The sequence below is a fragment of the Robinsoniella sp. RHS genome, assembly GCF_001029355.1.
In the GTDB taxonomy this organism is placed as follows: domain Bacteria; phylum Bacillota; class Clostridia; order Lachnospirales; family Lachnospiraceae; genus Robinsoniella; species Robinsoniella peoriensis.
The window spans coordinates 20854-43825 of record NZ_JNGB01000046.1 but is presented as its reverse complement, the minus strand read 5'-3'; the positions used below and the strand labels follow the sequence as shown (position 1 = coordinate 43825).

The 22972-nt window shown below is 43.4% G+C and carries 18 protein-coding genes and 3 pseudogenes; 14 read left to right on the top strand and 7 right to left on the bottom strand.

What is annotated here, in order from left to right:
- Window positions 1–34 precede the first annotated feature (34 nt).
- The 7 genes from RHS_RS31330 (at window position 35) to RHS_RS18110 (ending at window position 10410) form a co-directional block, all read left to right on the top strand.
- On the top strand, window positions 35–214 hold the full coding sequence (locus RHS_RS31330) for a DUF6783 domain-containing protein (RefSeq protein WP_138001772.1): 180 nt from the start codon (window positions 35–37) through the stop codon (window positions 212–214).
- A gap of 15 nt (window positions 215–229) precedes the next feature.
- Window positions 230–2575, top strand: a complete 2346-nt coding sequence (gene yicI / locus RHS_RS18140; RefSeq protein WP_047833976.1) for an alpha-xylosidase — start codon at window positions 230–232, stop codon at window positions 2573–2575.
- 62 nt (window positions 2576–2637) lie between these two features.
- Window positions 2638–4773: a glycoside hydrolase family 3 protein gene (locus tag RHS_RS18135; protein ID WP_047833975.1), complete on the top strand. Its 2136-nt coding sequence runs from the start codon at window positions 2638–2640 to the stop codon at window positions 4771–4773.
- 579 nt (window positions 4774–5352) lie between these two features.
- Complete coding sequence (locus tag RHS_RS18125) at window positions 5353–6027, top strand: response regulator (protein ID WP_047833974.1); 675 nt, start codon at window positions 5353–5355, stop codon at window positions 6025–6027.
- Window positions 6015–7193, top strand: coding sequence for a HAMP domain-containing sensor histidine kinase (locus tag RHS_RS18120; protein ID WP_052377746.1), 1179 nt, complete (start codon window positions 6015–6017; stop codon window positions 7191–7193). The genes RHS_RS18125 and RHS_RS18120 overlap by 13 nt, the downstream gene beginning before the upstream one ends.
- Window positions 7194–7255: 62 nt before the next feature.
- Window positions 7256–7921, top strand: a complete 666-nt coding sequence (locus tag RHS_RS18115; protein ID WP_027293399.1) for an ABC transporter ATP-binding protein — start codon at window positions 7256–7258, stop codon at window positions 7919–7921.
- Between the two features lie 5 nt (window positions 7922–7926).
- On the top strand, window positions 7927–10410 hold the full coding sequence (locus RHS_RS18110) for an ABC transporter permease (RefSeq protein WP_047833973.1): 2484 nt from the start codon (window positions 7927–7929) through the stop codon (window positions 10408–10410).
- A 19-nt stretch (window positions 10411–10429) separates the two neighbouring features.
- Here RHS_RS18110 and RHS_RS18105 read toward each other — a convergent pair whose 3' ends face one another.
- From RHS_RS18105 to RHS_RS18080, 6 genes are all read right to left on the bottom strand, one after another.
- Complete coding sequence (locus tag RHS_RS18105) at window positions 10430–13030, bottom strand: FtsX-like permease family protein (RefSeq protein WP_047833972.1); 2601 nt, start codon at window positions 13028–13030, stop codon at window positions 10430–10432.
- Window positions 13024–13704 (bottom strand): ABC transporter ATP-binding protein, encoded by a 681-nt coding sequence (locus RHS_RS18100; RefSeq protein ID WP_027293402.1) that lies wholly within the window; start codon window positions 13702–13704, stop codon window positions 13024–13026. Before RHS_RS18100 ends, RHS_RS18105 begins: the two co-directional genes overlap by 7 nt.
- 156 nt (window positions 13705–13860) lie before the next feature.
- Window positions 13861–14817 carry an ATP-binding protein gene (locus RHS_RS18095; RefSeq protein ID WP_047833971.1) on the bottom strand — a complete coding sequence of 319 codons (957 nt, stop codon included), beginning with the start codon at window positions 14815–14817 and terminating at the stop codon, window positions 13861–13863.
- On the bottom strand, window positions 14810–15517 hold the full coding sequence (locus tag RHS_RS18090) for a response regulator transcription factor (protein WP_027293404.1): 708 nt from the start codon (window positions 15515–15517) through the stop codon (window positions 14810–14812). The genes RHS_RS18095 and RHS_RS18090 overlap by 8 nt, the downstream gene beginning before the upstream one ends.
- 11 nt (window positions 15518–15528) lie before the next feature.
- Window positions 15529–16041 carry a DUF4364 family protein gene (locus RHS_RS18085; protein ID WP_027293405.1) on the bottom strand — a complete coding sequence of 171 codons (513 nt, stop codon included), beginning with the start codon at window positions 16039–16041 and terminating at the stop codon, window positions 15529–15531.
- A gap of 39 nt (window positions 16042–16080) precedes the next feature.
- Window positions 16081–17016: a TIGR01212 family radical SAM protein gene (locus RHS_RS18080; RefSeq protein WP_047833970.1), complete on the bottom strand. Its 936-nt coding sequence runs from the start codon at window positions 17014–17016 to the stop codon at window positions 16081–16083.
- Between the two features lie 342 nt (window positions 17017–17358).
- Here RHS_RS18080 and RHS_RS18075 point away from each other — a divergent pair, with 342 nt between their 5' ends.
- From RHS_RS18075 to pyrF, 3 genes and pseudogenes are all read left to right on the top strand, one after another.
- Complete coding sequence (locus RHS_RS18075; protein ID WP_047833969.1) at window positions 17359–17598, top strand: hypothetical protein; 240 nt, start codon at window positions 17359–17361, stop codon at window positions 17596–17598.
- A 250-nt stretch (window positions 17599–17848) separates the two neighbouring features.
- Window positions 17849–19129, top strand: a complete 1281-nt coding sequence (locus tag RHS_RS18070) for a dihydroorotase (protein ID WP_027293408.1) — start codon at window positions 17849–17851, stop codon at window positions 19127–19129.
- A 27-nt stretch (window positions 19130–19156) separates the two neighbouring features.
- Window positions 19157–20080 (top strand): annotated as a pseudogene (gene pyrF / locus RHS_RS18065) (orotidine-5'-phosphate decarboxylase); the annotation flags it as partial.
- On the opposite strand, the pseudogene RHS_RS31325 reads toward pyrF, so the two are convergent.
- Window positions 19962–20216 (bottom strand): annotated as a pseudogene (locus RHS_RS31325) (DUF6783 domain-containing protein); the annotation flags it as partial. The pseudogenes pyrF and RHS_RS31325 sit on opposite strands and share 119 nt — an antisense overlap.
- On the opposite strand from RHS_RS31325, the pseudogene RHS_RS31320 reads away from it, so the two are divergent.
- The 4 genes and pseudogenes from RHS_RS31320 to pyrE form a co-directional block, all read left to right on the top strand.
- Window positions 20193–20303 (top strand): annotated as a pseudogene (locus tag RHS_RS31320) (DUF6783 domain-containing protein); the annotation flags it as partial. The pseudogenes RHS_RS31325 and RHS_RS31320 overlap by 24 nt on opposite strands.
- A 199-nt stretch (window positions 20304–20502) precedes the next feature.
- Window positions 20503–21294 carry a dihydroorotate dehydrogenase electron transfer subunit gene (locus tag RHS_RS18060; RefSeq protein ID WP_044289265.1) on the top strand — a complete coding sequence of 264 codons (792 nt, stop codon included), beginning with the start codon at window positions 20503–20505 and terminating at the stop codon, window positions 21292–21294.
- 40 nt (window positions 21295–21334) lie between these two features.
- Window positions 21335–22240, top strand: coding sequence for a dihydroorotate dehydrogenase (locus RHS_RS18055; RefSeq protein ID WP_047833968.1), 906 nt, complete (start codon window positions 21335–21337; stop codon window positions 22238–22240).
- A gap of 31 nt (window positions 22241–22271) precedes the next feature.
- Entirely contained in the window at window positions 22272–22946 is a 675-nt protein-coding gene (gene pyrE, locus RHS_RS18050; RefSeq protein WP_027293412.1) for an orotate phosphoribosyltransferase, read from the top strand.
- The last annotated feature ends 26 nt before the right edge of the window (window positions 22947–22972 follow it).

Below are 22972 nucleotides of genomic sequence, written 5' to 3'. Positions count from 1 at the left end.
GTTAAATAAAAGTCCGTTATAATGTGGTCTAAGAGTGTATTTGAAAAATTATTCCTGTCATCTGCCCGCCCCACTTTGCGGCATATCTGCCTCGAATTCAGGTCACGCAGTCCGCTGCCAGTCCTTTATTCGGGACAAATCTCCCACTATGTGTGACGCACAGCTGTCAGAAAGCATTTTTCAAACACGCGCTAACATGCTTGATAAGAGTTGAAAAGGAGAACGGACTATGAAATTTAGTAATGGATGCTGGCTGCAAAAAGAAGGATGTGAGTGTTTTACTCCGCAACAGGCTTATTTTATAAAAAAAGAGGATAAGAAGGTTACCATATGTGCACCAACGGGAAGAATTAATCACAGAGGTGATACCCTGGGTGGAATTAACCTTACGGTGGAGATTTCTTCCCCTATGCCAGAGATTCTCAGAGTACAGACAACGCATCATAAAGGGGTATGCAGGAAAGGACCTGATTTTGAACTCAACCTGCAGAATCAGCAGAAACTGGATGTGTTTGAAGATGAAGATCAGCTGATTGTAAAGAGCGGGAGTCTGGGACTGGTGATTACAAAGGAAAACTGGTCTATGACATACATAAGGGATGAGGAAAAGCTTACCGGGAGCGCCTCCAGAGATCTGGCATATATGAAGACCCGGTGGAATGGATTTGCTTATGATCAGGGGAGTGACGATGCTTATATGCGTCAGCAGTTAAGCCTGTCCGTGGGAGAACTGGTCTACGGTATGGGTGAGCGTTTTACTCCTTTTGTAAAAAACGGGCAGTCTGTTGACATCTGGAATGAGGATGGGGGAACCAGTACTGACCAGTCTTATAAAAATATTCCTTTTTATCTCACAAATAAGGGATATGGTGTTTTTGTAAATCATCCAGAAAGAGTTTCTTTTGAAACCGCTACGGAACAAGTGACAAAAGTAGAATTCAGTGTACCCGGCGAGACTCTGGATTATTTTGTAATCAACGGTCCTGAAATGAAAGAAGTACTAAAGCGATATACAGATCTGACCGGAAAACCGTCACTGCCTGCGCCCTGGACTTTTGGACTGTGGCTTTCTACCTCCTTTACCACAAATTATGATGAAGGGACTGTAATGAGTTTTATTGACGGTATGTCAGAAAGAGGGATTCCGCTTAGAGTATTTCACTTTGACTGTTTCTGGATGAAAGAATTCCATTGGTCGGATTTCATATGGGATCACAGCGTTTTTCCGGATCCGGAAGGAATGCTGGGACGGATAAAAGAAAAGGGATTAAATATATGTGTCTGGATTAATCCATATATCGGACAGGAGTCGGCACTTTTCGACGAAGGAATGGAAAAGGGATATTTTATTAAGCGCGCAAATGGGGACGTATGGCAGTGGGATATGTGGCAGCCTGGGATGGCAGCAGTGGATTTTACAAACCCAATGGCATGCAGCTGGTTCCAGGATAAACTGGAAGATCTATTGGATATGGGAGTGGACTGTTTTAAAACGGATTTTGGAGAACGAATTCCAACGGATGTTGTTTACTATGATGGATCTGATCCTGAGAAAATGCATAATTATTATACTTATCTCTACAACAAGACGGTTTATGAATTATTGGAGAAAAAAAGAGGAAAAGGCGAAGCTGTTTTATTTGCCCGCTCCGCTACGGTTGGAGGTCAGAAATTCCCGGTACACTGGGGAGGAGACTGTTGGTCTGACTATGAGTCTATGGAAGAAAGCTTAAGAGGAGGATTGTCACTCACCATGTCCGGTTTTGGATACTGGAGCCATGATATTGGTGGATTTGAAAGTACTTCAACTCCGGATGTCTATAAACGCTGGGCAGCTTTTGGATTGCTGTCAACCCACAGCCGCCTCCATGGAAGTACATCCTACCGGGTTCCCTGGGCTTATGATGATGAAGCGGTAGATGTAGTTCGGTTTTTTACAAAGTTAAAAGCAAGCCTGATGCCATATCTGTTTTGGGGGGCGGTAGAAACATCAAGAAGCGGAGTACCTCTTATGAGAAGTATGGTACTGGAGTTTACGAATGACAGGAACTGCCATTATCTGGACCGGCAGTATATGCTGGGAAGCCATTTGCTTTGTGCTCCTGTATTTCGGGAAGATGGGATAGCGGAATATTATCTGCCGGAAGGAACCTGGACCAATTATCTGACAGGAGAAGAAGTGACAGGAGGCAGATGGGTAACAGAGAAGCAGGATTATCTGAGTATCCCCCTTATGGTGCGGGAAAACTCGATTATTCCGATCGGAGCCTGCGATACAAGAGCGGATTATGATTATGCCAAGGACGTGGAATTTAAGATATATACATTAAAAGGTCATGTATCAGCAGAGGTTTATGGACCAGATGCAAAATTAGATGGAAGAATAACAGCGGATAAAAATCAGGATACCATAAAGTTCATCACCGAATCAGCAAAGCCATACAGCATTCGTCTGGTTAATCAGGCGGTCAAAGAAGTAAAAGGGGCACATGCATTTTTGGAAGGCAGGGACACTGTATTAATGCCGGTGGCAGATGCTGCAGAAATTCTCGTATTTTTAGAACAGATAAAATAAGATAAGGAAATCCCAAGAGGCAGATTGACCGGCGCTCAGGGATAAGGAGTCAGAAAAGAACAATGAAAACAGGCAGTAAAATAGAAGAATTGCTAAAACAGCTCACACTAGAGGAAAAGCTGGGAATGATTCACGGTAATGGATTATTCTGTACGAAAGGTGTAGAACGCCTAAACATTCCTTCCCTTAAGATGTCAGACGGACCAATGGGAGTGCGCAATGAATTCGAAAACGAAAAATGGATTGCAGTGGGAAATTCAGACGACTATGTGACCTATCTTCCATGCAACAGCGCCCTTGCATCAACCTGGAACCGTGATCTTGCTTACCGGATGGGACAGGTACTGGGGGAAGAAGCCAGAGGCAGAGGCAAAGATGTGATACTGGCGCCTGGTATTAATATAAAGAGAAGCCCGCTCTGTGGCAGAAACTTTGAATACATGAGTGAAGATCCTTATCTGACAAAGGAAGAAGCAGTACCACTGATACAGGGAATTCAGGAGTCCGATGTAGCAGCCTGCGTAAAGCATTTTGCACTTAACAACCAGGAGACCGAAAGATTATGGGTGGATGTGGAAATCGGGGAGCGTCCTCTGCGGGAAATCTATCTTCCGGCATTTTATGATGCAGTGAAGCGCGGTGGTACTTATTCTTTGATGGGAGCCTATAATAAAGTCCGGGGAGAACATTGCTGCCAGAGTAAATATCTTCTGGATGAAGTCTTAAGAGAAGAATGGGACTATGACGGAACAGTGATCTCTGACTGGGGAGCCGTACACGATACCAGGGAGGCAGCAGAAAGCAGTCTCGATATAGAAATGTCCGTTACAGATCAATTTGATAAATACTGCCTTGCAGATCCATTATATCGAGAAATACAGGAGGGAAGAATTAAGGAATCTTTTGCAGACAGCAAAGTCCGCCGGATTCTCCGGATGATGGAACGCCTGCACATGCTGGATGGGGAAAGAAAAAGCGGATGCTATAATACGCACGGGCACAGACAGACGGCGCTGGAAACAGCAAGGGAATCCATTGTGCTGCTTAAAAATGATAATCACCGACTTCCAATTCAGAGAAAGAATCTGAAAAAGCTGCTGGTAATCGGTGATAACGGCGATCGGATTCATTCCAATGGAGGCGGGAGTGCGGAAATCAAAGCATTATATGAAATATCGCCTCTTATGGGCTTAAAGTGCAGGCTTGGAGGCAATACAGAAATTAAATATGTAAAAGGATACTATGCAGAGAAAAAAGACGTGACAGGAGAAGTAAACTGGCAGGAAGCAAGCCTGAATGACAGCAATAACACCAAAGGCAAAGCGGCTGAAAATACAGGTCTGTCGGAGAAAAGAAAAAAGCTGCTGGAAGAAGCAGTAAAAGCAGCAGCCGCGTATGAAGAGGTTCTGTTTATCGGCGGGCTGAATCACGATTATGACGTAGAAGGCTATGACAGGGAAGATATGCAGCTCCCCTATGAACAGGACAAGGTTATTCAAGAGGTGCTGAAAGTAAATCCAAACACTGTGATTATCATGAATGCGGGTGCGCCTGTGGAAATGAAATCCTGGGTCCATCAGGCAAAAGCACTGGTCTGGAACTGGTATGCAGGTATAGAGGGAGGTAATGCCCTGGCTGAAGTTTTGCTTGGAGAAGTCAATCCATCCGGCAGGCTTGCAGAAACCTTTCCCAAAAGCCACCTGGATTGCCCGGCACATTGCCTGGGAGAATTTCCGGGTAAGGAAAAAGTACACTACCGGGAAGGAATTTATGTAGGATACCGCTATTACGACACTTATCAGACAGAACCGCAATTTTGTTTCGGTTATGGCTTGTCTTATACGGAATTCACATACAGCAATCTGGAAATCAATCAAAATAATTCCGCTTTCTGTATGTCTGTTTCCATGGATGTTAAAAACACTGGTGCCCAATGTGGAAAAGAAGTGGTGCAGCTATATGTCAGATGCCTGGAATCAAAAGTGGAGAGACCGTATCAGGAGTTAAAAGGATTTGAAAAAGTATCATTAAATCCGGGAGAAGAAAAGCAGGTAAGCTTTTGGCTGGATGAAAGCAGTTTTCATTATTACGATGAAAATAATAGAAAATTTTGTACGGAACTGGGCAGATATGAGGTATGTATCGGTAAATCTTCGCGAGATATTTGTCTGAAAAAGGAAATAGAAATAGTATTATGACAGGTGCCTGCGTAACCGAATATGGCTGTCAGAATAACATATAGTAAGAAATCAGAGAGGTATATGCCGATGCTTACTACGCAGAACAAACAGGAACCAGAACCATGCAGACCAAATTGCTCTGTGTGTCCTAGAAAATGTACACCTAAGTACGTGGACTACAGTTGCCCGAATCTGCCAAAATGTAAACTTTGTCCCGGTGTCTGTACAGACAGGGACGGTATGGAATGTAAACCTTATTGTCCGGTGAAATATCCGGATCATAAGGAAGATGTTCAGGATAAAAAAGAGTAAACAGCAGGCTGATAAAAGTAGGAGGAACCCATAAAAAGGTTCCTTCTTCTGGGTTTTGCTGATTTAGAATAACTTCATAAATTCAACCTTTACCAAAATCTAAGTGATTGAGATTGTCCTATCCATAGAGTATAATTATTTATATAAAAAAAGCAATATGAGAAGACTTCGGGTATTCCGGGGGGCTGTTTGTAACAGATACAGCATATTTTGAGAAAATCTTGAGGATTATAGGATACAATAAAGAAAATGCGCTGGACATAAAGGCAATAAGGAGGAATTTCAATGAACTTGAAAATATTAATCGTGGATGACGAAAGAGGCATCGTAACCATGATGAAAAACTATTTTGAACTATGCGGATATCTGGTCTATACCGCCTATGACGGGGAAGAGGCGCTTAAGAAGATATCCTGTCAGCCGGATATCATACTGCTGGATATCAACATGCCTGGACTGGATGGTTTGACCGTGTGTCAGCGCATTCGGGAGCATGTTTCCTGTCCGATCTTATTTTTAACGGCAAGAATTGAAAGCCAGGATAAGATTATGGGCTTTCGGGCAGGAGCGGATGATTACATTTTAAAGCCATTTGACCTGGATGAATTGGGTGCCAGGGTTAATGCCCATTTACGAAGAGAGCAGAGAAGACAGGAACAGTCGACGGTTCGCTTTTTTTCGGATTTGGTAATTGACTATTCCAAACGGGAAGTGACGGTAAACCAGAATGCAGTCTCCCTGTCAAAAAAAGAGTTTGATATTGTTGAGCTTCTTTCCATGAATTCCGGACAGGTATTTGACCGGGAGCGGATCTATGGGCTGGTTTGGGGTGTGGAAGGCGGGGGCAGCAGTGATACCATTATGGAACATGTGAGAAAAATCCGTTCCAAGCTGGGCGTGTACTCCCTTCACAATTATATCGATACAGTTTGGGGGATGGGATATAAATGGAACGGATAAAACAAATGGGTTTAAAAAAAGCATTTTTCTGCCTTACCTTATTTTATTTATGCATTGCACTGATTCTTGGGGGAATTGCCTTTGCGGGATGTATTGCAATGCGCCGTCAGGAGGGGGACAATATCGTGGCGCAGATGAAGGAGGGAACCGTTGATGTAAAAGTGACTGAGAATTACAGTACTGAGCAGCCTGCTTTTCAGATATGGGATTTTCTTCAGATTTTCCTGCCGGTATTTTTTGTGATAGCCTCTCTGATTATTGCAGATGTCACTTTCTACCGGGTAAAATTAAAGAATCCTATTGGCAGATTACAGGATGGTGCCAGGCGGATCATGCATAACGACCTGGATTTTCAGGTGCAGCAGACTTCAGGGGATGAGCTTGGGCAGTTGTGTGGGGCTTTTGAATCCATGCGCAGAGAACTTCAGAAGAACAACAGGGAAATGTGGAGGCAGATGGAAGAGCGTAAGCGTTTGAATGCTGCATTTGCCCACGATCTGAGAAATCCGGTTACGGTTTTAAAAGGCTGCGCAAAACTGATGCGCAAGGGGATGGAACAACAAAATACGGATCTGAAGCATCTGGATTCTACTGTCGGTTTGATGGAAGAATACAGTCAACGCATTGAAATCTATGTAGAAGCCATGAGCAAAGCCCAGAGACTGGAAGCGGTAGCCTGTAAACCGGAACAGACAGATCTGGGTCAGTTTACGCAAATGCTGGAAAAGGGACTGAAGATGCTGGTTCCAAATATTCGGTTTCAATATAATAATCCGGATAATAAAAACATGGACAGCCGAAAACAGACCGTATGGCTGGATACATCTTTGATTCAGGAAGTACTGGAAAATCTGGTTTCCAATGCCAGACGTTATGCCAGACAGGAAATCACGGTACAAATTGCGATAGAGGACAGTTGCCTTGTGATTTCAGTTCGGGACGACGGCGGGGGATTTCCAAAAAAAATACTGGAAAAGGGTGGTAAGCCATTTCTGCGCGGAGAAGAAAACAGCGAGGAACATTTTGGCATGGGTCTTTATATCAGCCGCCTTTTGTGTGAAAAGCACGGCGGTCAGCTTACGATTCAGAATCTAAAGGGAAACAGTGAAGACCAGCCCGCAGGTGCGCTGGTGGAAACAAAATTTCAAACATCATGGAAACCTTGAGCAATTTTTGAGATTTGCCTGATACACTCTCCTTACAAAGAAAAGTAAAGGAGAGTGTTTTTATGTTTATAGAAGTAAAAGGCTTGTCAAAAGTATATGGGGTCAGAGAAAATCAGGTTACGGCACTCAACAAAGTAAACTTAAAAGTTCAGGAGGGGGATTTCATTTCTATTATGGGACCTTCCGGCAGCGGAAAAAGTACCTTGCTGCATATGCTGGGAGGACTGGATAAGCCAAGTGAGGGCAGTGTATCCTATGATGGACAGGATATTTACCGGACAGGAGATAAAGAGTTATCTGCATTTCGCAGAAGGAAGATCGGATTTATATTCCAGCAGTTTAATCTGCTTCCGGTACTGACCGCAAGGGAGAATATTGAAATGCCTCTGCTGCTGGATAAAAAACATTTGGACCAGGATTATCTGAAGGAATTAACAAAGCTTTTGGGGATCGGAGAGCGGCTTACCCATCTTCCAAACGAGCTTTCGGGAGGACAGCAGCAAAGAGTAGCTATAGCCAGGGCCCTGATTGCCAAACCGGATATTATTCTGGCGGATGAACCCACCGGTAATCTGGACAGCAAAAGCGGAGGGGAAGTAATGGGACTTCTTTCCGATATCTGGAGAGAAATGGGAAAAACCCTGATTATTATCACTCATGATATCCGAATAGCAAAAATGGCAGAGCGTCAGTGTACCATTGTTGACGGTGTGCTTACGGAGGTGTAACCGGGATGAAATCTTATCATTCATTTTCTTGGAAAGAAATAAAAGCGCAGAAAGTAACTTCTGCATTGATTCTGATTGCGATTATTTTATCAACGATGATGACAACGGTTGTGGGACAGTCCATTGGTATTCTGCAGGCATTGCGGGAACAGCAGGCAAGTATGTTAAATGGAATCCGCTATGCTTCGTTTCATAGCCTGAAGGAGAATGAGAAAGACAGTCTTCTTAAAGAACCGGATTTATCCTGGGCAGGTGCCAATATAACGATAGGGATAAGCCGGATGGAGAACAGCGGGCTGAATCTGCAGTTACGGGAGTATGATCAGAATGACCTGGGTGCCTACCCTTCTGCACTCAGTCTGGAATCCGGAAGGCTGCCAGAAAAAGCCGGGGAAATAGCACTTCCTTCGGATGTTTTAGAACTTCTGGAATTGGAAGGAAAATTAGGCAGCAGCATCCGTCTGGATTTAAGTATTTCCCTGTTACAGGATAGTGAAGCCCCGTATCAATATCAGGCTGAATTTACATTGTGCGGTATATTAAAACCGAATTATACCGGCTATGTCAGCGGTACTACAACAGGCGCCGTAGGAGCCGGAACGGCTAAAGAGCTTTTGCCGGAAAAATATCAGATGTACTCGGTGGATTTTATTACGGCATCCAGGCAGGAATTTCAAAATGTACTGGATCGGCTGGCAGATAAGTACCAGGCAGACGAAAAGCTTATTCAATATAACTGGGTATATCTGGATGCCCTTAACATTTCTTACCGGGGAACGGCCGAAAATACGCGGGAAGCGGCTGGATTTTCTTTCATGGCAATGTCCGGCGTAATGGTGGGAATACTGGTACTATTGGCAGCAGGTCTGGTGATCTACAATATACTGAAAATATCCATCAATAAAAAGATTCGGGAATATGGGATTTTACGCGCAATTGGCGCTGTACCGGGACAGCTCTACAATCTGGTTGCCAGACAGCTGTTACTTCTTTGCGGACTGGGAATTCCGATCGGGGCAATTGCCGGCATTTTATCGGCAGGGGGAATTACGAAGGCAGCAACGACCCTGTTTTCCCCAAGCGTTTTTATGACCCAGAGTCAGGAGGAGTTATCCAATCTGATCGGGCAAAACAGCTCCGGTAAAATACTTCCGCTGTTGATCAGTATATTTATTACACTGGCATTTGCCTGTATTGCAGCCATACCGGCAGCAAGGTATGCGGCTAATGTTGCGCCTACCCTGGCAATGGCCGGAAGCTGTACAAAAGTAAAGAGAAAAAACAGAAGAAAACGTAAGATCCGCAGCTTTGAAGCTTTTTTTGCAAGGCTGAACCTGAAAAGAAGCCCTGGACGTTCGATCATAACCATACTATCATTGGTAATGAGTATTACCGTTTTCGTGGCGCTTACCAGTTTTTCGTCATTGTTAGATGCATCCAAAGGTGTACAGGATATGCACTGCGGAGATTATGCCGTAACAAATGAAAACATCGGTTTTGCCCCGAAAGTAATCGATGACTTGAAAAAAAGAGCGGATATAGAATCTGTTTCGACCTTAAAGTACAGTATTTACAATCAAAAAGAAGATGGTTCCCTGGACATTGCGGCAAGCTTTCAGTTAAAACAAAGTTATGAGACACTTCAGATTATCGGTATTGATGAGGAGTGGCTGAAGAGTTTAATGCCAGGGATGACGGATAAACAGATGGAGGATTTAAAAGAAGGAAAGTCGTGTCTGGTTAAAAATCCAATTGCGGTTGCAGTAGAAGGGAAGACTTTTGAAGGGACGGCGCTGAATCCGGGGGATCAGATCAAAATTGCTGATTTATCGCTTCAGGTAGAGGGAAACTGCCAGCAGATAACCTTGTCCGGAGAAGGATTTACAAATGGTGTGCAGATTATCGTATTTGATCAGGTATATGATAAGCTGACCGGAAAGAGCAGCTATTCCGAGATATATCCCAGGTTTTTGAAAACAGTAGAGGAAACAGAGACAGATCAGATCATTGATGAAATTTGTAAGGAAAATCCCGGAAGCCATTCTATCTCTTACAAGAAAACAGACCAGCAGCTGGAAGAGAGCTACGCACAGGTGAAATGGCTGGCGTGGGGATTGATTTTCTTCATTGGGATGATCGGTCTGCTGAATATCATTAATACCACATACACCAGCATTCATACCCGGATTACAGAAATCGGCGTTCAGCGCGCCATTGGGATGAGCAGCCGTTCCCTTTATAAGACATTTTTGTGGGAAGGTGCCTACTATGCAGTCATAGCTTCTGTTATAGGGGCAGTGCTCGGCTATATTTGCACTATTTTTATAAATGCAGCCACCACAGATACCATACAGATTACAGCAGTTCCGGTAATGGCTATATTGCAGGCAGCAGCAGTTTCTGTAATCGCCTGTCTGGCAGCTACCTGCATTCCTCTTCGGAAAATAGCCAGGATGAGTATAGTAGAATCTATTGAAAGTGTTGAGTAACTGTTATTAAAATGTTTTGCTATTCGTTCTCTCGCAGCCTTTCTACAATGGTCTGCCGGGAAACTTTTCGGTAAGCCAGCAGAGGGATTAAAATTCCAAATGCCAGGAAAATGGGAAACACAATCAGTATAGGCAGCATCGTGAAGTGATATTGGAAGAACCAGTAAATCTGTTCTATGGGGCTTAAAAGGAATCGGCTGGTAAAGATATTCAAAACCGAGGCAGTCAGAATGGACAAAATGCCATAGAAGATACCTTCCAATATCAGCATTTGCTTTAATTGCCGCCCGGTCATGCCAATACTCTGCATCATGGCAAGCTCCCTCTTTCTGGACATGATACTTGTTAATTCAGCGTTGATAAAATTAAGAATCCCCACCAGTGCTATGATTGCGCTGAGCCCGCCGCCTACAGCAATGATGGCTGTCTGGATCAGCGTATAGCTGCCTGAATAGCCGGTTCTGGACTTATATGACATATCAGGTTCCACCTGCTCCGTATAATTTTTTAAGAATGACTCAATACCTGCGGTATGTGCTTCGTCAGCATTTGCAATGCAGATCATTGGTGTATATGCGTTATTCGTATCCTGTTTCAGAATATCCTGGTACAGAACAAACATAGGTGTCCCAAAGGTCAGACTGGTCAGCGGCTCCGGAATCAGTACGCTGGCAGCTACTGTATAAGATATTGGATGACTGTCCGCAGGGATCATATTCCCTTCTTCATTCCAGGGGAAATCCTCATAATAGTCGATCGTCATGGTATCGCCCACCTGGTAAATTTTATCCTCTTTATTATAGTTTCCATAGTCGTCCTTGGGAATGACCTGGATGATAGAATGGGGATCCTGCCACTGGCTGCGGTCTAGGGTTCCTTCCACAACTTTCAGGTAACCGGCTGCAAAATCATCCATTCCATAAATACGAAGGCTGACATCTATCTCTTCCTCCGGGCTGACCGCTTCAGATTCAGCGCCATATTCCGATGAAAAAGGGTAGCCGGTAACTTTCTCGAATCCGGCTGCGGTCATTGAGAACATGGCGTATTTGCTGGACATACCTACTTCTCCATAACTTTCAATCCCTTCCTGACTCAGGAGAGAATCCTTTGCAGTCTGGCTCAGAGCGGATTGGGAGTCATATTGATTAAACCTCATTTTAAAATAATCTGCGTTGCCGACAACGAAATCAGAAAGTATAAACTGGCTTAGAAAGCGGTCCTTATTAAATCCTCCGCTAAATGTATAGGTTGCATTCAAAAGCAGGAGGCTCAGTGTCAGGGATAATACAACCAGAATTGTTTTTTTCCGGTTTCGATTCAGATTCGCAATTGCCATACGCGGCACTTTGGCGCCAATTTTGGATTTTCGCACATTTTTAGATCTTTTATTTCCATCAGTATATCTTGTAGCTTCCACCGGTGTAACGGATGCAGCCATGCGGCTTGGCTTCCTGCATGCGATGGACACCGTTATAATAGAAAACAGGGCAGAACCGATGAAGATCAGAGGATTGGGACTGATGTAAACGCTGCTGTTTAAGATATTCATAATCATATCGGATAACCCGGCACCAATGATAAATCCCAGCAGCAGCCCAATAGGAATGCCGATACAAGAGAGATAAAAAGCCTGCATCCGCACAATGCGTCTGATCTGCTTCTGGGTAGAGCCGATTGTCTTTAAGAGTCCATAAAAACGGATATCAGCGGTAATGGAAATTTGAAAAATATTATAAATAATCAAGTATCCCGTCAAAAGGATGATCAATGCCGCAAGCGCCATAATGGATACATTAAGAATAAGATCACTGTTTGACAACCGGACAGACGATAATGCCGTACTAATTCCCGTTTCCAGATAATTTGCTGCCTGGGGGTCATCCAGTGTATAGCCGTTATCTTTAGCGACGGTTTCCAGATCTTTTTTAATATTACCGCTGTCTGCAAATAATATATCGAGAGACCAGGTACCAGCTGACATATCAGTAGATGCTGCATCAGGATATTCAGCGATGGACTGGGCTGCAAAATCCTTTGACAGCCAGACCTGTGTATGCATGATGGATGTATCTTTTTCCCAGAAACCGCAAAGGGTAAAAGTATGGGTCACCTCGGTATTGCCCAGAGGATAGGTAAGTGTTACCTTTTCACCAAGCTTATGTTCTATGCCAAGGAAATCCAGCAGGGCGGTATCGGTCGCCAGTTCATCTGTTGTTTCCGGCATATGCCCAACTTCCGGTTTGCTGAAAAATACATCTGCTGCGGCATCGTTCCCGTATCGGAGTTCAGCCTGATATGGATATTTTTTATAAGTATCGGTCCGCAGTCCGGTTAAAATTCTGGTTATGGCTGCTTCTTTGATCAGCGGATGCGTTTTTAACTGGTTCAATTGCTCCTCGGTCAGGTTTTTGAAGCTGGCATGTGCTTTTCCTCCGGTCAGGCGCATACTTTGCATTTCTGAAGAAGCATTCATGGTGATTCCAATGGTAAACAGTGCGCTAAAGAGCATCGTGGTCAGCATGATGGCAAATATCGCTATTATGTTCCTGGTTTTATTAGAATGATAACTTTTCCAGGCGATTCTCTGAACGGCCTTTTTATTTTTGACTTTTAACATGCCGGCTGCCCCCTTACGATCTTACCGTCTTCAATGTGTATGATATTGTCAGCCATCTGGGCAATTTCTTCATTGTGGGTAATCATAACAATTGTCTGGTTGAACCGGCTGCTGGTAATTTTTAAAAGCCCCAGTACATCTGAGCTGGTTTTGCTGTCCAGATTTCCGGTAGGTTCGTCTGCAAGGATAATAGCTGGTTTAGAAGCCAGGGCCCGGGCAATGGCAACTCGCTGCTGCTGTCCGCCGGAGAGGTTATTCGGCAGATTATCCAGTTTGGATTTCAGGCCCAGCAGGGAAATAATCCTGCCTATATATTCATTGTCCGGTTTTTTGCCGTCCAGTTCGATTGGCAGCATAATATTTTCAAGAACAGTCAGCACGGGGACCAGATTGTAATTCTGAAAAACAAAACCGATTTTTCTCCTGCGGAAAATCGTGAGCTCTTCTTCCTTCAAGGCAAAAATGTCTTTCCCGTCCACCAGCACTTTTCCGCTGGTAGGCCGGTCAAGCCCGCCAAGCATATGAAGCAGGGTGGACTTTCCACTTCCGGAGGTGCCGACAATAGCCGTAAATGATGCGTTTTCTATGGTAAGATCAACCCCGTCTAAAGCTCTGACGGCTGTTTCGCCCTTTCCATAAATCTTTTTTAACTGGGTAGTTTCAAGTATATTCATTTGAATCTCCTTTCTGATTGGAGCAGTGCTATTTCTATTAAATAAAAACAGCCTGCATATAAGAGTTCTTATATACAGACTATAGCATGAAGTTATTTCCACTTTCTTTCTGAAATATAACAGAATGGAAAGATTTGAGACTTGTACTGTGATTTTTCAATCAAGTTCCTGAGCTTCAGGCACGCTCTGTGATTGACCTTTGGGAAGAAAGATGGAAAATACGGTGCCGGAATCAGGCTGGGATTTTACCTTTATATATCCGCCCTGTGCGGTAATGATTTCCCTGGAAAGATAAAGGCCCAGCCCTACGCCTTCCTGGTCTGAGACGAAAGGAGAGCGGTAGAAACGTGTAAAAATCTTATTGCGTTCCTCCTCGCGAATCCCAATTCCGTGATCCGTAACGTCTATGCGGTAAAATAATTCATACGGCATTCCGCTAAGAAGAATCGTATCCCCTTCCTTTGTGTACTTAATGGCATTATCAACCAGATTGTGAAGTGCTTCCAAGGTCCATTTCATATCAAAAAAAGCAGTATCCGTTTCATTTTCCAGATGGATCAGAAGCTGCAGGTTTTTGGCAGACAGAGACTGGTCAGCGAAGCGGAGTGTCTGGGTAAATAGGGGGTGGATTTGATTCATGGCTGGCGTTACCGTTATAATTCCATTTTCCAGCCTGGAGGTGCGTATCAGGGCATCGATCAGAAAACGCAGCTTTTCTACCTGCTCAGTGATCTGACCGGAATATTCCCGGGCATCCAAAGTCAGCTGCAATTCCTGAAGCAGCTGGGAATAAAGCAGAATATTAGATATCGGTGTTTTTGTCTGGTGTGAAATGTCAGAGATCAGGGTATTAATATTCTCTTTTTCTTTTTGCAGATTCCCGGATGAAGTAAGGGTCTGGGTAAGAAATGCATGCATTTTAACACTGAGTGCGGACATAAGCGACTCATCGTAGATCTTTTCCTGAAATTTTCCGCTTGCAGCCTCATCCAGCATTTCGTTCAACTGGTCGATCAGGTGCCGGGTCTGTATTCTGTTCATGATGACCAGACAGGCAGATACCACAATTGCAGAAAGCGCAGCGATTATACAAATGATCAACCGGTTATCCATTGGATTCCTCCTGCCAGGTATATCCTATCCCATAGACAGTTTTTATATATTGTGGGAAAGCCGGGGTATCTTCCAGCTTGTCACGAAGACGTTTAATCGTGACCGAGAGAGCGTTTTCATCTACGTATTGGGCGCCATCGGTCCAGACTTTATCAACCAGCTGGGCACGGGACAGGGTAAGGCCTTTATTTTCAGTAAGTATGCGCAGCAGGCGCTGTTCGGTTTTACTCAGGTCAATGCGTTCCTGATTCTTTCGAAATATCATGTTATCAAAATCAAAAAAGAAACTTCCAGTGGAAATACAGGAGGATCGCCTGCAGCCATCTCCCGGCTCTTTGGCGGAAAGCCTGCGAATCTGTGTATTTACTCTGGCACGCAGCACCATGAGGCTGAAAGGCTTTGTAATATAATCATCCGCGCCGCTTTCCAGTCCGGTAACAATGTCCATCTCAAGATCATTTGCAGTTAAAATCAGAACAGGGGTATCAGAGCTTTGGCGGACAGACCGCAAAAAATCAAGCCCGCTGCCATCCGGAAGATTCAGATCCAGAATGACAAGGGCAATATTTTGGGTTTTGTAAAGTTCGGCTGCATTTTGAATATCAAATGCCTGAACAAAAGTAAGCTCCGGATCACGAAGTGCAAGTGCAATCCCGTTACTCAGTGATTTGTCGTCTTCAACAATTAAAATAGTATACATGTTCCGCTCCGTTACATCAATTCTTTCATAATGAATTCATAGACACTTTGACACTTTTTCGGCCAGTTGTCACAAATGGCAATTGCCTGTTCCTTTAGCGGAACGGTAACGGTAATATCGATTAAATCAGAGTGGCGCTCTTTTACCTGGCAATGGGCTTCATATTCATTATTTGTATTTTTATAATAATCGGCTACGATTGATACTTCATTGCGCAATTCCATTTTATGCTGTTTTAAATACTCATCGATATCATCCTGTATAGGTTTTGAAATCTTGTATTCGAAATATTCCAGGGTTTCCCTTCCGGTATCAGTCAGATGATACTGGGAAGTGTTGCGGATGGTTTCCACATGAACCAGTCCGGAATCAACCAGTTCGGAGATAGCCTGCTGAAGCGTAAAATAAGTCGTATATTCCTTGTCCAGTATAAATTCGGAGATCTGACTGTTGGACAGGGGAAAATTAACTTTTTTTAACATATCCAGAATAATTAATTTGTATAACGTTAACGGTTCTGACATAGATTACTCCTTCTTAAATAGATTCCTTATATAGATTTCTTATATAGATTCCTGCAGATACAGGCGCCCCTGCCAGGTACTTTTTATTTTTAATGCCTGATGGATCGTGTTTAATACCGTTCGCTTTTTACTGCTCCAAAGGGGAGCCAGAAGCAGGTCTTTGGGACCGTCTCCGGTCAGGCGGTGGATCGTGATCTCGGGAGAAAGATGCTCTAAACATAATAGGATGAGTTCCACATATTCTTCCAGTGTCATAACAGAACATTCGCCTGTTTTATATAGCCCTGCAAGTTCAGTTCCTTTCAGTATGTGAAGGAGGTGCAGTTTTATCCCCTGAATCCCGGCTCTGTTTAAATAAGAAATAGTCTCCAGTACCTGAGCGGTTCCTTCACCGGGCAGGCCCAGAATGGTATGCACGATAACATCAATATGTAACCGGCGTAGCTGTAAAACAGCCTGATCGAAACAGGATAATTCATAACCTCTTCGGATGAGCCTGGCAGTATTCGGATGAATGGTCTGTAATCCTAATTCTACCCAGACGGGTTTGATTTGATTCAATCGTCCCAGCAATTCCAGTACATCCGGACCCAGACAGTCCGGTCTGGTCCCGATAGAGAGTGCAGCAATGTCCGGATGTGTGATGGCCTCTGTAAAGATTTTCTCCAGATAATCTGCCGGCGCATAAGTATTGGTGTATGCCTGAAAATAAGCGATATAACGTTTTACAGGTTTCTTACCCTGCAAAGCCTTTTTCTGTGATTCAATTTGTTCCCGGATAGAAAGTGTGCGGTCTGCCGCAAAATCACCGGAGCCACCGGCACTGCAGAATATGCATCCATGGCTGCCCAGAGTACCATCCCTGTTGGGACAGGTCATCCCTCCGTTCAGAGAGACTTTATATATTTTTTCACCGAACAGTTCCCTTAAATGAAAATCAAGGGAACGATAAGGCTTTTCACCCCATTTTTGCATGATTTATAGTCCTTTAGTGTATTAAATTCTTCTATTCCCTATCATAACATTGCGAGGTAGGGATTTCAAGGAAAATAACAATCCCTTGTTTTTTCATTTAAGAAATGCTATCATAAATTTAGAAAAATAATTACGCAATGACCTGGTCCGCCCCCTTCTCTTTCAGTACACTGCCTACATCTACAAAGCGTCTTAATCAGCAAAACCCAATTTCAAGAAATTTTTCGCTGTAGTATAAAAGTGTGTTTGAAAACAGGAATAGAATATCCATTACATAAGGAAACTATGGAGTAAGTATACTAATATCTATAATATGACAATAATTTGCAAAGGAGATTATTTATGAAGCTGAACGAAGAGATGGAAGAAAAGCTTGTGCTTGTTATACAGGCAGTTCTTGGTGTATTGATTATTGCATTGTCTGTAAGAAACAGTACCAGGATGCAGTCTGACAAAATGAAGAAGGTTCTGGATGCTGATGCAAAGCAGATTGGCAGGCTGCATAAGAAAGAATATAAGTTACAGAAAAAGTTAATGTCCAGAAAATATAAAAATAAATTCAAAAATCTGAAAACAAAATAGGGGGAAAGGGGCAAGAACACTGATAATGGGGTTCTTGCTTTTTTTTGTAACTACTTGCGGCTTATTGGTGATTATGATAAAATAAATCCATCATGGAAAATTCTGCGATTTTGTTAATCATTTGATAAAAAGGCAGAAGGAAGAGAAAAGTCATTATTCAGTTGTCCTGGGAATGGGTCAGTTTTCAATTTGACCGGTATCAGTCCCGGGAATTTTAAAGCTCGAATAGTTGCAGGAAAGGAATCCCAAGATGAGTATATTAATTAAAAACGGCAGGGTGATTGACCCGGATACGAAGCTGGATGACCAGTGTGACATCCTGATTAAAGGTGACAAGATTGAAAAAGTAGGCAGGGATCTGAAAGAAAAAGCAGACACAACGATTGATGCTGCCGGATATTATGTAATGCCCGGACTAATCGATATGCATGTGCATTTAAGAGATCCGGGATATACTTATAAAGAAACAGTTGAGTCAGGAGCATTAGCCGCAGCAAAGGGCGGATTTACAACAGTGCTTGCCATGCCCAATACTAAGCCGGTAACCGACGATAAAACAAGACTTCGTTATGTAATGAATAAAGCAAAAACGAATTCGGTAATCCATGTGCTTCAGGTAGGTGCGATTACAAAAGGCCAGGAGGGAACGGAACTGGCTGATATTGAAGGGATGATTGATGCAGGTGCACCTGCAATCAGTGAAGATGGAAAATCAGTTATGAATTCCAGACTTTACCGTAAAGCGATGCAGATTGCTGCAGCTAGAAATATACCGGTACTTGCTCATTGTGAGGATATTGATCTGGTAGAAGGAGGCGTTGTAAACGCTGACTGCCATACCAAAAAAATGCATTTAAAAGGAATTACAAATGCGGTGGAGGACGTTATTGTAGCAAGAGATATTTTTCTTGCTAAGGAAACAGGAGCAGCACTTCATCTCTGCCATTGTTCTACCAAAGACAGTGTGAGAATGGTAGAAGAGGCAAAAGCGGACGGCATCCGGGTAACGGCAGAAGTATGTCCCCATCATTTCACCCTTACTTCCGATGATATTAAGGAAAATGACGCAAATTACAAAATGAATCCGCCACTTCGTACAAAAGAGGATAAGGAAGCATTATTGCTGGGATTAAAGAATGACATTATGGATGTAATTGCCACAGATCATGCTCCACACAGTGAAGAAGAAAAGAGCAGATCTATAGAACGTGCGCCATTTGGGATTACAGGCCTGGAGACAGCGGTAGCCTTAACGGTTACAGAACTGGTAAAAAAGGATATCATTACCCCTATGCAGATGGCAGAGAAAATGAGTTATAATCCGGCGAGGATAGCGGGTCTTACGGACCGCGGATCTCTGGCAGAAGGAAAAGCCGCAGATATCGTATTAATCGATCCGGATGAAGCTTATACTATCAATAAAAAAGAATTTGCATCAAAAGGGAAGAACACACCGTTTGATGGAAGAAAAGTAACCGGCAGGGTAAAAGTTACGATCTGTGACGGTGAGATTGTATTTAAGGATAAATAATCAGGAAAACAGGAGGATTTTTAAGAAATGATTCAGAAATTAATAAGCAAAATACAGAAAACACATGCACCGATTGTAGTAGGATTAGACCCGATGTTAGGCTATATTCCGGATCATATTAAAAGCAAGGCATATGCAGAATTCGGAGAGACCTTAGAAGGCGCTGCAGAGGCTATCTGGCAGTTTAATAAAGAGATTGTAGATCATACTTATGATATCATACCTGCTGTAAAACCACAGATTGCCATGTATGAGCAGTTTGGTATTGAAGGATTAAAAGCATTTAAAAAGACCGTAGATTATTGTAAAGAAAAAGACCTGGTTGTAATCGGAGATGTAAAAAGAGGAGATATCGGTTCTACATCTGCAGCATATGCAGTGGGTCATCTTGGAAAAGTACAGGTGGGAAGTAAAACATATACAGCCTTTGATGAAGACTTTGCAACTGTTAATCCTTATCTGGGGTCAGATGGAATCAAGCCATTTATCGATGTCTGCAAAGAAGAGAAAAAAGGGCTGTTCATTTTGGTGAAAACTTCCAATCCATCCAGCGGGGAATTCCAGGACCAGTTGGTCGACGGGAAGCCGCTCTATGAACTAGTGGGCGAAAAAGTAGCTCAATGGGGCGAAGAATGCATGGGCGATTCTTACAGCTACGTTGGAGCTGTAGTTGGCGCAACTTATCCTGAAATGGGAAAAGTACTTCGTAAAATAATGCCGAAAGCTTATATTCTGGTTCCCGGTTACGGAGCACAAGGTGGAAAAGGCGCAGATCTGGTACATTTCTTTAATGAAGATGGTCTGGGTGCTATCGTAAACTCCTCCAGGGGAATCATAGCTGCTTATAAGCAGGAACAATATTTGAAATTCGGAGCAGAAAACTTCGGTGAAGCTTCCAGGGCTGCAGTAGAAGATATGGTAGCAGACATTGACGGTGCTTTAAAGAACCGCGGATAAAGCAATCATATAATAAGGAAGATACCAGACAAGCTCTAGAGCGTGTTTGAAAATTCATTCCTGCCATCTGCACGCCCCACTTAGAGGCATATTTGCCCCGAATTCAGGTTGCGTAGCCCGCTACGCGCCCTTCATCCGGGACAAATCTCCCACAAACTGTGACGCACAGCTGCCAGAAAGCAATTTTAAAACAAGCTCTAGTACTCCATCCGAATAGCAACAATAGTAACAGCACTGCCTGTTTTGCCATTTGCCGCGTTGTCGTCAGTTAGCGGAGGAACCACTCCGCTTCCATACTTCGCCTTGCAGGCTTACAAAATATTCAGCACTGTCACTATCATTACTGTTCTGTGGAGCACTAGCATTTATTGGGAATTCAAGCTTTATGGACTACCAGGGAACAGAAAGGAGTTAACATGGCAGAAAAAGTGAAAGAAAAAATAAAAGAAAAAAGCAGAATTATAAGCCAGGAAAAAATTGCCGGGGATGTATACAGCATGTGGCTGGATTCTGAACAGATTACGGAACACGCGAAACCAGGACAGTTTATATCGGTATTCAGCAGGGATGGGAGCCGTCTGCTGCCAAGACCCATCAGTATCTGTGAAGTAAATAAAGAAAAAAAAGCGCTGCGCATTGTCTATCGCGTAGTGGGAAAAGGCACTGATGAGTTCTCCGGATTAGGAGAAGGCGACCAGATTGAAATTATGGGGCCTCTGGGAAATGGATTTCCCCTGGACCGTATGGAAGAAGGCAGGAAAGCCTTTTTAATTGGCGGCGGTATCGGTATTCCTCCAATGGTGCAGCTTGCAAAAGAATTAAAAGGGGAAAAACAAGCCATCGTGGGTTACCGGGATGAGTTGTTCTTAACCGGTGAATTGAATACTTATGCAGAAGTATATATCGCAACCGAAGATGGAAGTGCGGGCACTAAGGGAAATGTTCTGGATGCAATAAAAGAAAATGGACTGACGGCAGATGTGATCTACGCATGTGGGCCAACCCCGATGCTGCGTGCACTGAAATCATATGCAGAGGAAAATGGTATCGAATGCTGGCTCTCATTAGAAGAGAGAATGGCATGTGGAATAGGTGCCTGCCTTGCATGTGTATGCCAGTCCAAAGAATTGGATGAACACTCCCAGGTACACAATAAACGTATCTGTAAAGACGGACCGGTATTCTTATCAACGGAAATAGATTTATAAAAGCCGCAGTAAATGCGGCATTGGAGGAAAAAGCGAAATTATGTTAAATACAAGTGTAGAAATTGCCGGGGTGCAATTTAAAAACCCTGTTATGACTGCATCCGGGACATTCGGTTCCGGTTCGGAATACAGCGAATTTGTGGATTTGAATACCCTGGGAGCGGTAGTGACCAAGGGTGTGGCAAATGTGCCATGGGCTGGAAATCCCACTCCACGTATTGCAGAGACCTATGGAGGAATGATAAATGCCATAGGGCTGCAGAATCCCGGGATGGAGACTTTCTGCAAGAGAGATATTCCGTTTCTGAAGCAGTTTTCAACAAAGATTATTGTAAATGTATGTGGAAAAACTACAGAAGATTATTGCCAGGTGGTAGAACGCCTTGCAGAAGAGCCGGTTGACCTTCTGGAGATAAATATCTCCTGTCCGAATGTAAAAGAAGGTGGTATTGCATTTGGACAGGATCCAAAAGCGGTTGAACACATTACCAGGGAAGTAAAGAAAAGAGCAAAGCAGCCGATTATCATGAAATTAAGTCCCAATGTTACAGATATAACCGTGATGGCGAAGGCTGCCGAAGCGGGAGGTGCAGATGCACTTTCCCTGATCAATACACTGACCGGGATGAAGATTAATGTACAAAAAAGATGCTTTGCACTGGCAAATAAAACAGGCGGACTTTCCGGCCCTGCGATAAAACCAGTTGCAGTCCGCATGGTCTATCAGGTAGCAAATGCCGTAAAGCTTCCAATCATCGGTATGGGAGGAATCGCCACTGCGGAAGATGCACTGGAGTTTATACTTGCAGGTGCGACTGCCATATCAGTGGGAACGGCAAATTTTAATAATCCCACAGCAATTGCAGAGATAGTAAAAGGCATTGAGGAGTATCTGATTGAAAATAAAATCGACGATATACGAGAATTAATAGGAGCAGTAAAATAGCAAGCCAAGAGGCAGACAGGAGAATAATGAAATGGAAGCATACAAACAGGAGTTTATAGAATTTATGGTGGATTGCCAGGTATTAAAATTTGGTGATTTTGTAACGAAGAGTGGAAGAAAAACCCCGTTTTTTGTAAACACAGGTTTTTACCGGACAGGCGCACAGCTTCGTAAGCTGGGAGAATACTATGCAAAAGCCATCAACGAAAAATTCGGATTTGACTTTGACGTATTATTTGGACCGGCATATAAAGGAATCCCGCTTACCGTAGCAACTACTATGGCAATTAGTGAATTTTATGGTAAAGATATCAGATACTGTTCTAACCGTAAAGAAGTAAAAGATCATGGTGACAAAGGAATTCTTTTGGGCAGTCCGATTAATGATGGTGATAAGATCGTAATTATCGAAGATGTTACCACTGCAGGTACGTCTATTCAGGAAACACTTCCAATCATCAAAGCACAGGGTGCGGTAACGCCGCTGGGATTAGTAGTTTCTGTAGACCGTATGGAAAAAGGACAGGGAAGCAAAAGCGCTCTTCAGGAAATTCAGGAGACATACGGACTAGAAACAACTGCTATTGTTACAATGGCAGAGGTAGTAGAACATCTGTACAACAAAGAATATAAAGGCAAAATTATTATTGATGACGCCTTAAAAGCTGCAATTGATGCATATTATGTACAGTACGGAGCAGAATAATTAGGCGCGGTCAGCGCTGCAATATA

Bases quoted from the DNA above. Each gene is read 5' to 3' on its own strand.
- yicI (WP_047833976.1), top strand. From the start codon at position 230: ATGAAATTTAGTAATGGATGCTGGCTGCAAAAAGAAGGATGTGAGTGT.
- RHS_RS18135 (WP_047833975.1), top strand. From the start codon at position 2,638: ATGAAAACAGGCAGTAAAATAGAAGAATTGCTAAAACAGCTCACACTA.
- RHS_RS18125 (WP_047833974.1), top strand. From the start codon at position 5,353: ATGAACTTGAAAATATTAATCGTGGATGACGAAAGAGGCATCGTAACC.
- RHS_RS18120 (WP_052377746.1), top strand. From the start codon at position 6,015: ATGGAACGGATAAAACAAATGGGTTTAAAAAAAGCATTTTTCTGCCTT.
- RHS_RS18115 (WP_027293399.1), top strand. From the start codon at position 7,256: ATGTTTATAGAAGTAAAAGGCTTGTCAAAAGTATATGGGGTCAGAGAA.
- RHS_RS18110 (WP_047833973.1), top strand. From the start codon at position 7,927: ATGAAATCTTATCATTCATTTTCTTGGAAAGAAATAAAAGCGCAGAAA.
- RHS_RS18105 (WP_047833972.1), bottom strand. From the start codon at position 13,030: ATGTTAAAAGTCAAAAATAAAAAGGCCGTTCAGAGAATCGCCTGGAAA.
- RHS_RS18100 (WP_027293402.1), bottom strand. From the start codon at position 13,704: ATGAATATACTTGAAACTACCCAGTTAAAAAAGATTTATGGAAAGGGC.
- RHS_RS18095 (WP_047833971.1), bottom strand. From the start codon at position 14,817: ATGGATAACCGGTTGATCATTTGTATAATCGCTGCGCTTTCTGCAATT.
- RHS_RS18090 (WP_027293404.1), bottom strand. From the start codon at position 15,517: ATGTATACTATTTTAATTGTTGAAGACGACAAATCACTGAGTAACGGG.
- RHS_RS18085 (WP_027293405.1), bottom strand. From the start codon at position 16,041: ATGTCAGAACCGTTAACGTTATACAAATTAATTATTCTGGATATGTTA.
- RHS_RS18080 (WP_047833970.1), bottom strand. From the start codon at position 17,016: ATGCAAAAATGGGGTGAAAAGCCTTATCGTTCCCTTGATTTTCATTTA.
- RHS_RS18075 (WP_047833969.1), top strand. From the start codon at position 17,359: ATGAAGCTGAACGAAGAGATGGAAGAAAAGCTTGTGCTTGTTATACAG.
- RHS_RS18070 (WP_027293408.1), top strand. From the start codon at position 17,849: ATGAGTATATTAATTAAAAACGGCAGGGTGATTGACCCGGATACGAAG.
- RHS_RS18060 (WP_044289265.1), top strand. From the start codon at position 20,503: ATGGCAGAAAAAGTGAAAGAAAAAATAAAAGAAAAAAGCAGAATTATA.
- RHS_RS18055 (WP_047833968.1), top strand. From the start codon at position 21,335: ATGTTAAATACAAGTGTAGAAATTGCCGGGGTGCAATTTAAAAACCCT.
- pyrE (WP_027293412.1), top strand. From the start codon at position 22,272: ATGGAAGCATACAAACAGGAGTTTATAGAATTTATGGTGGATTGCCAG.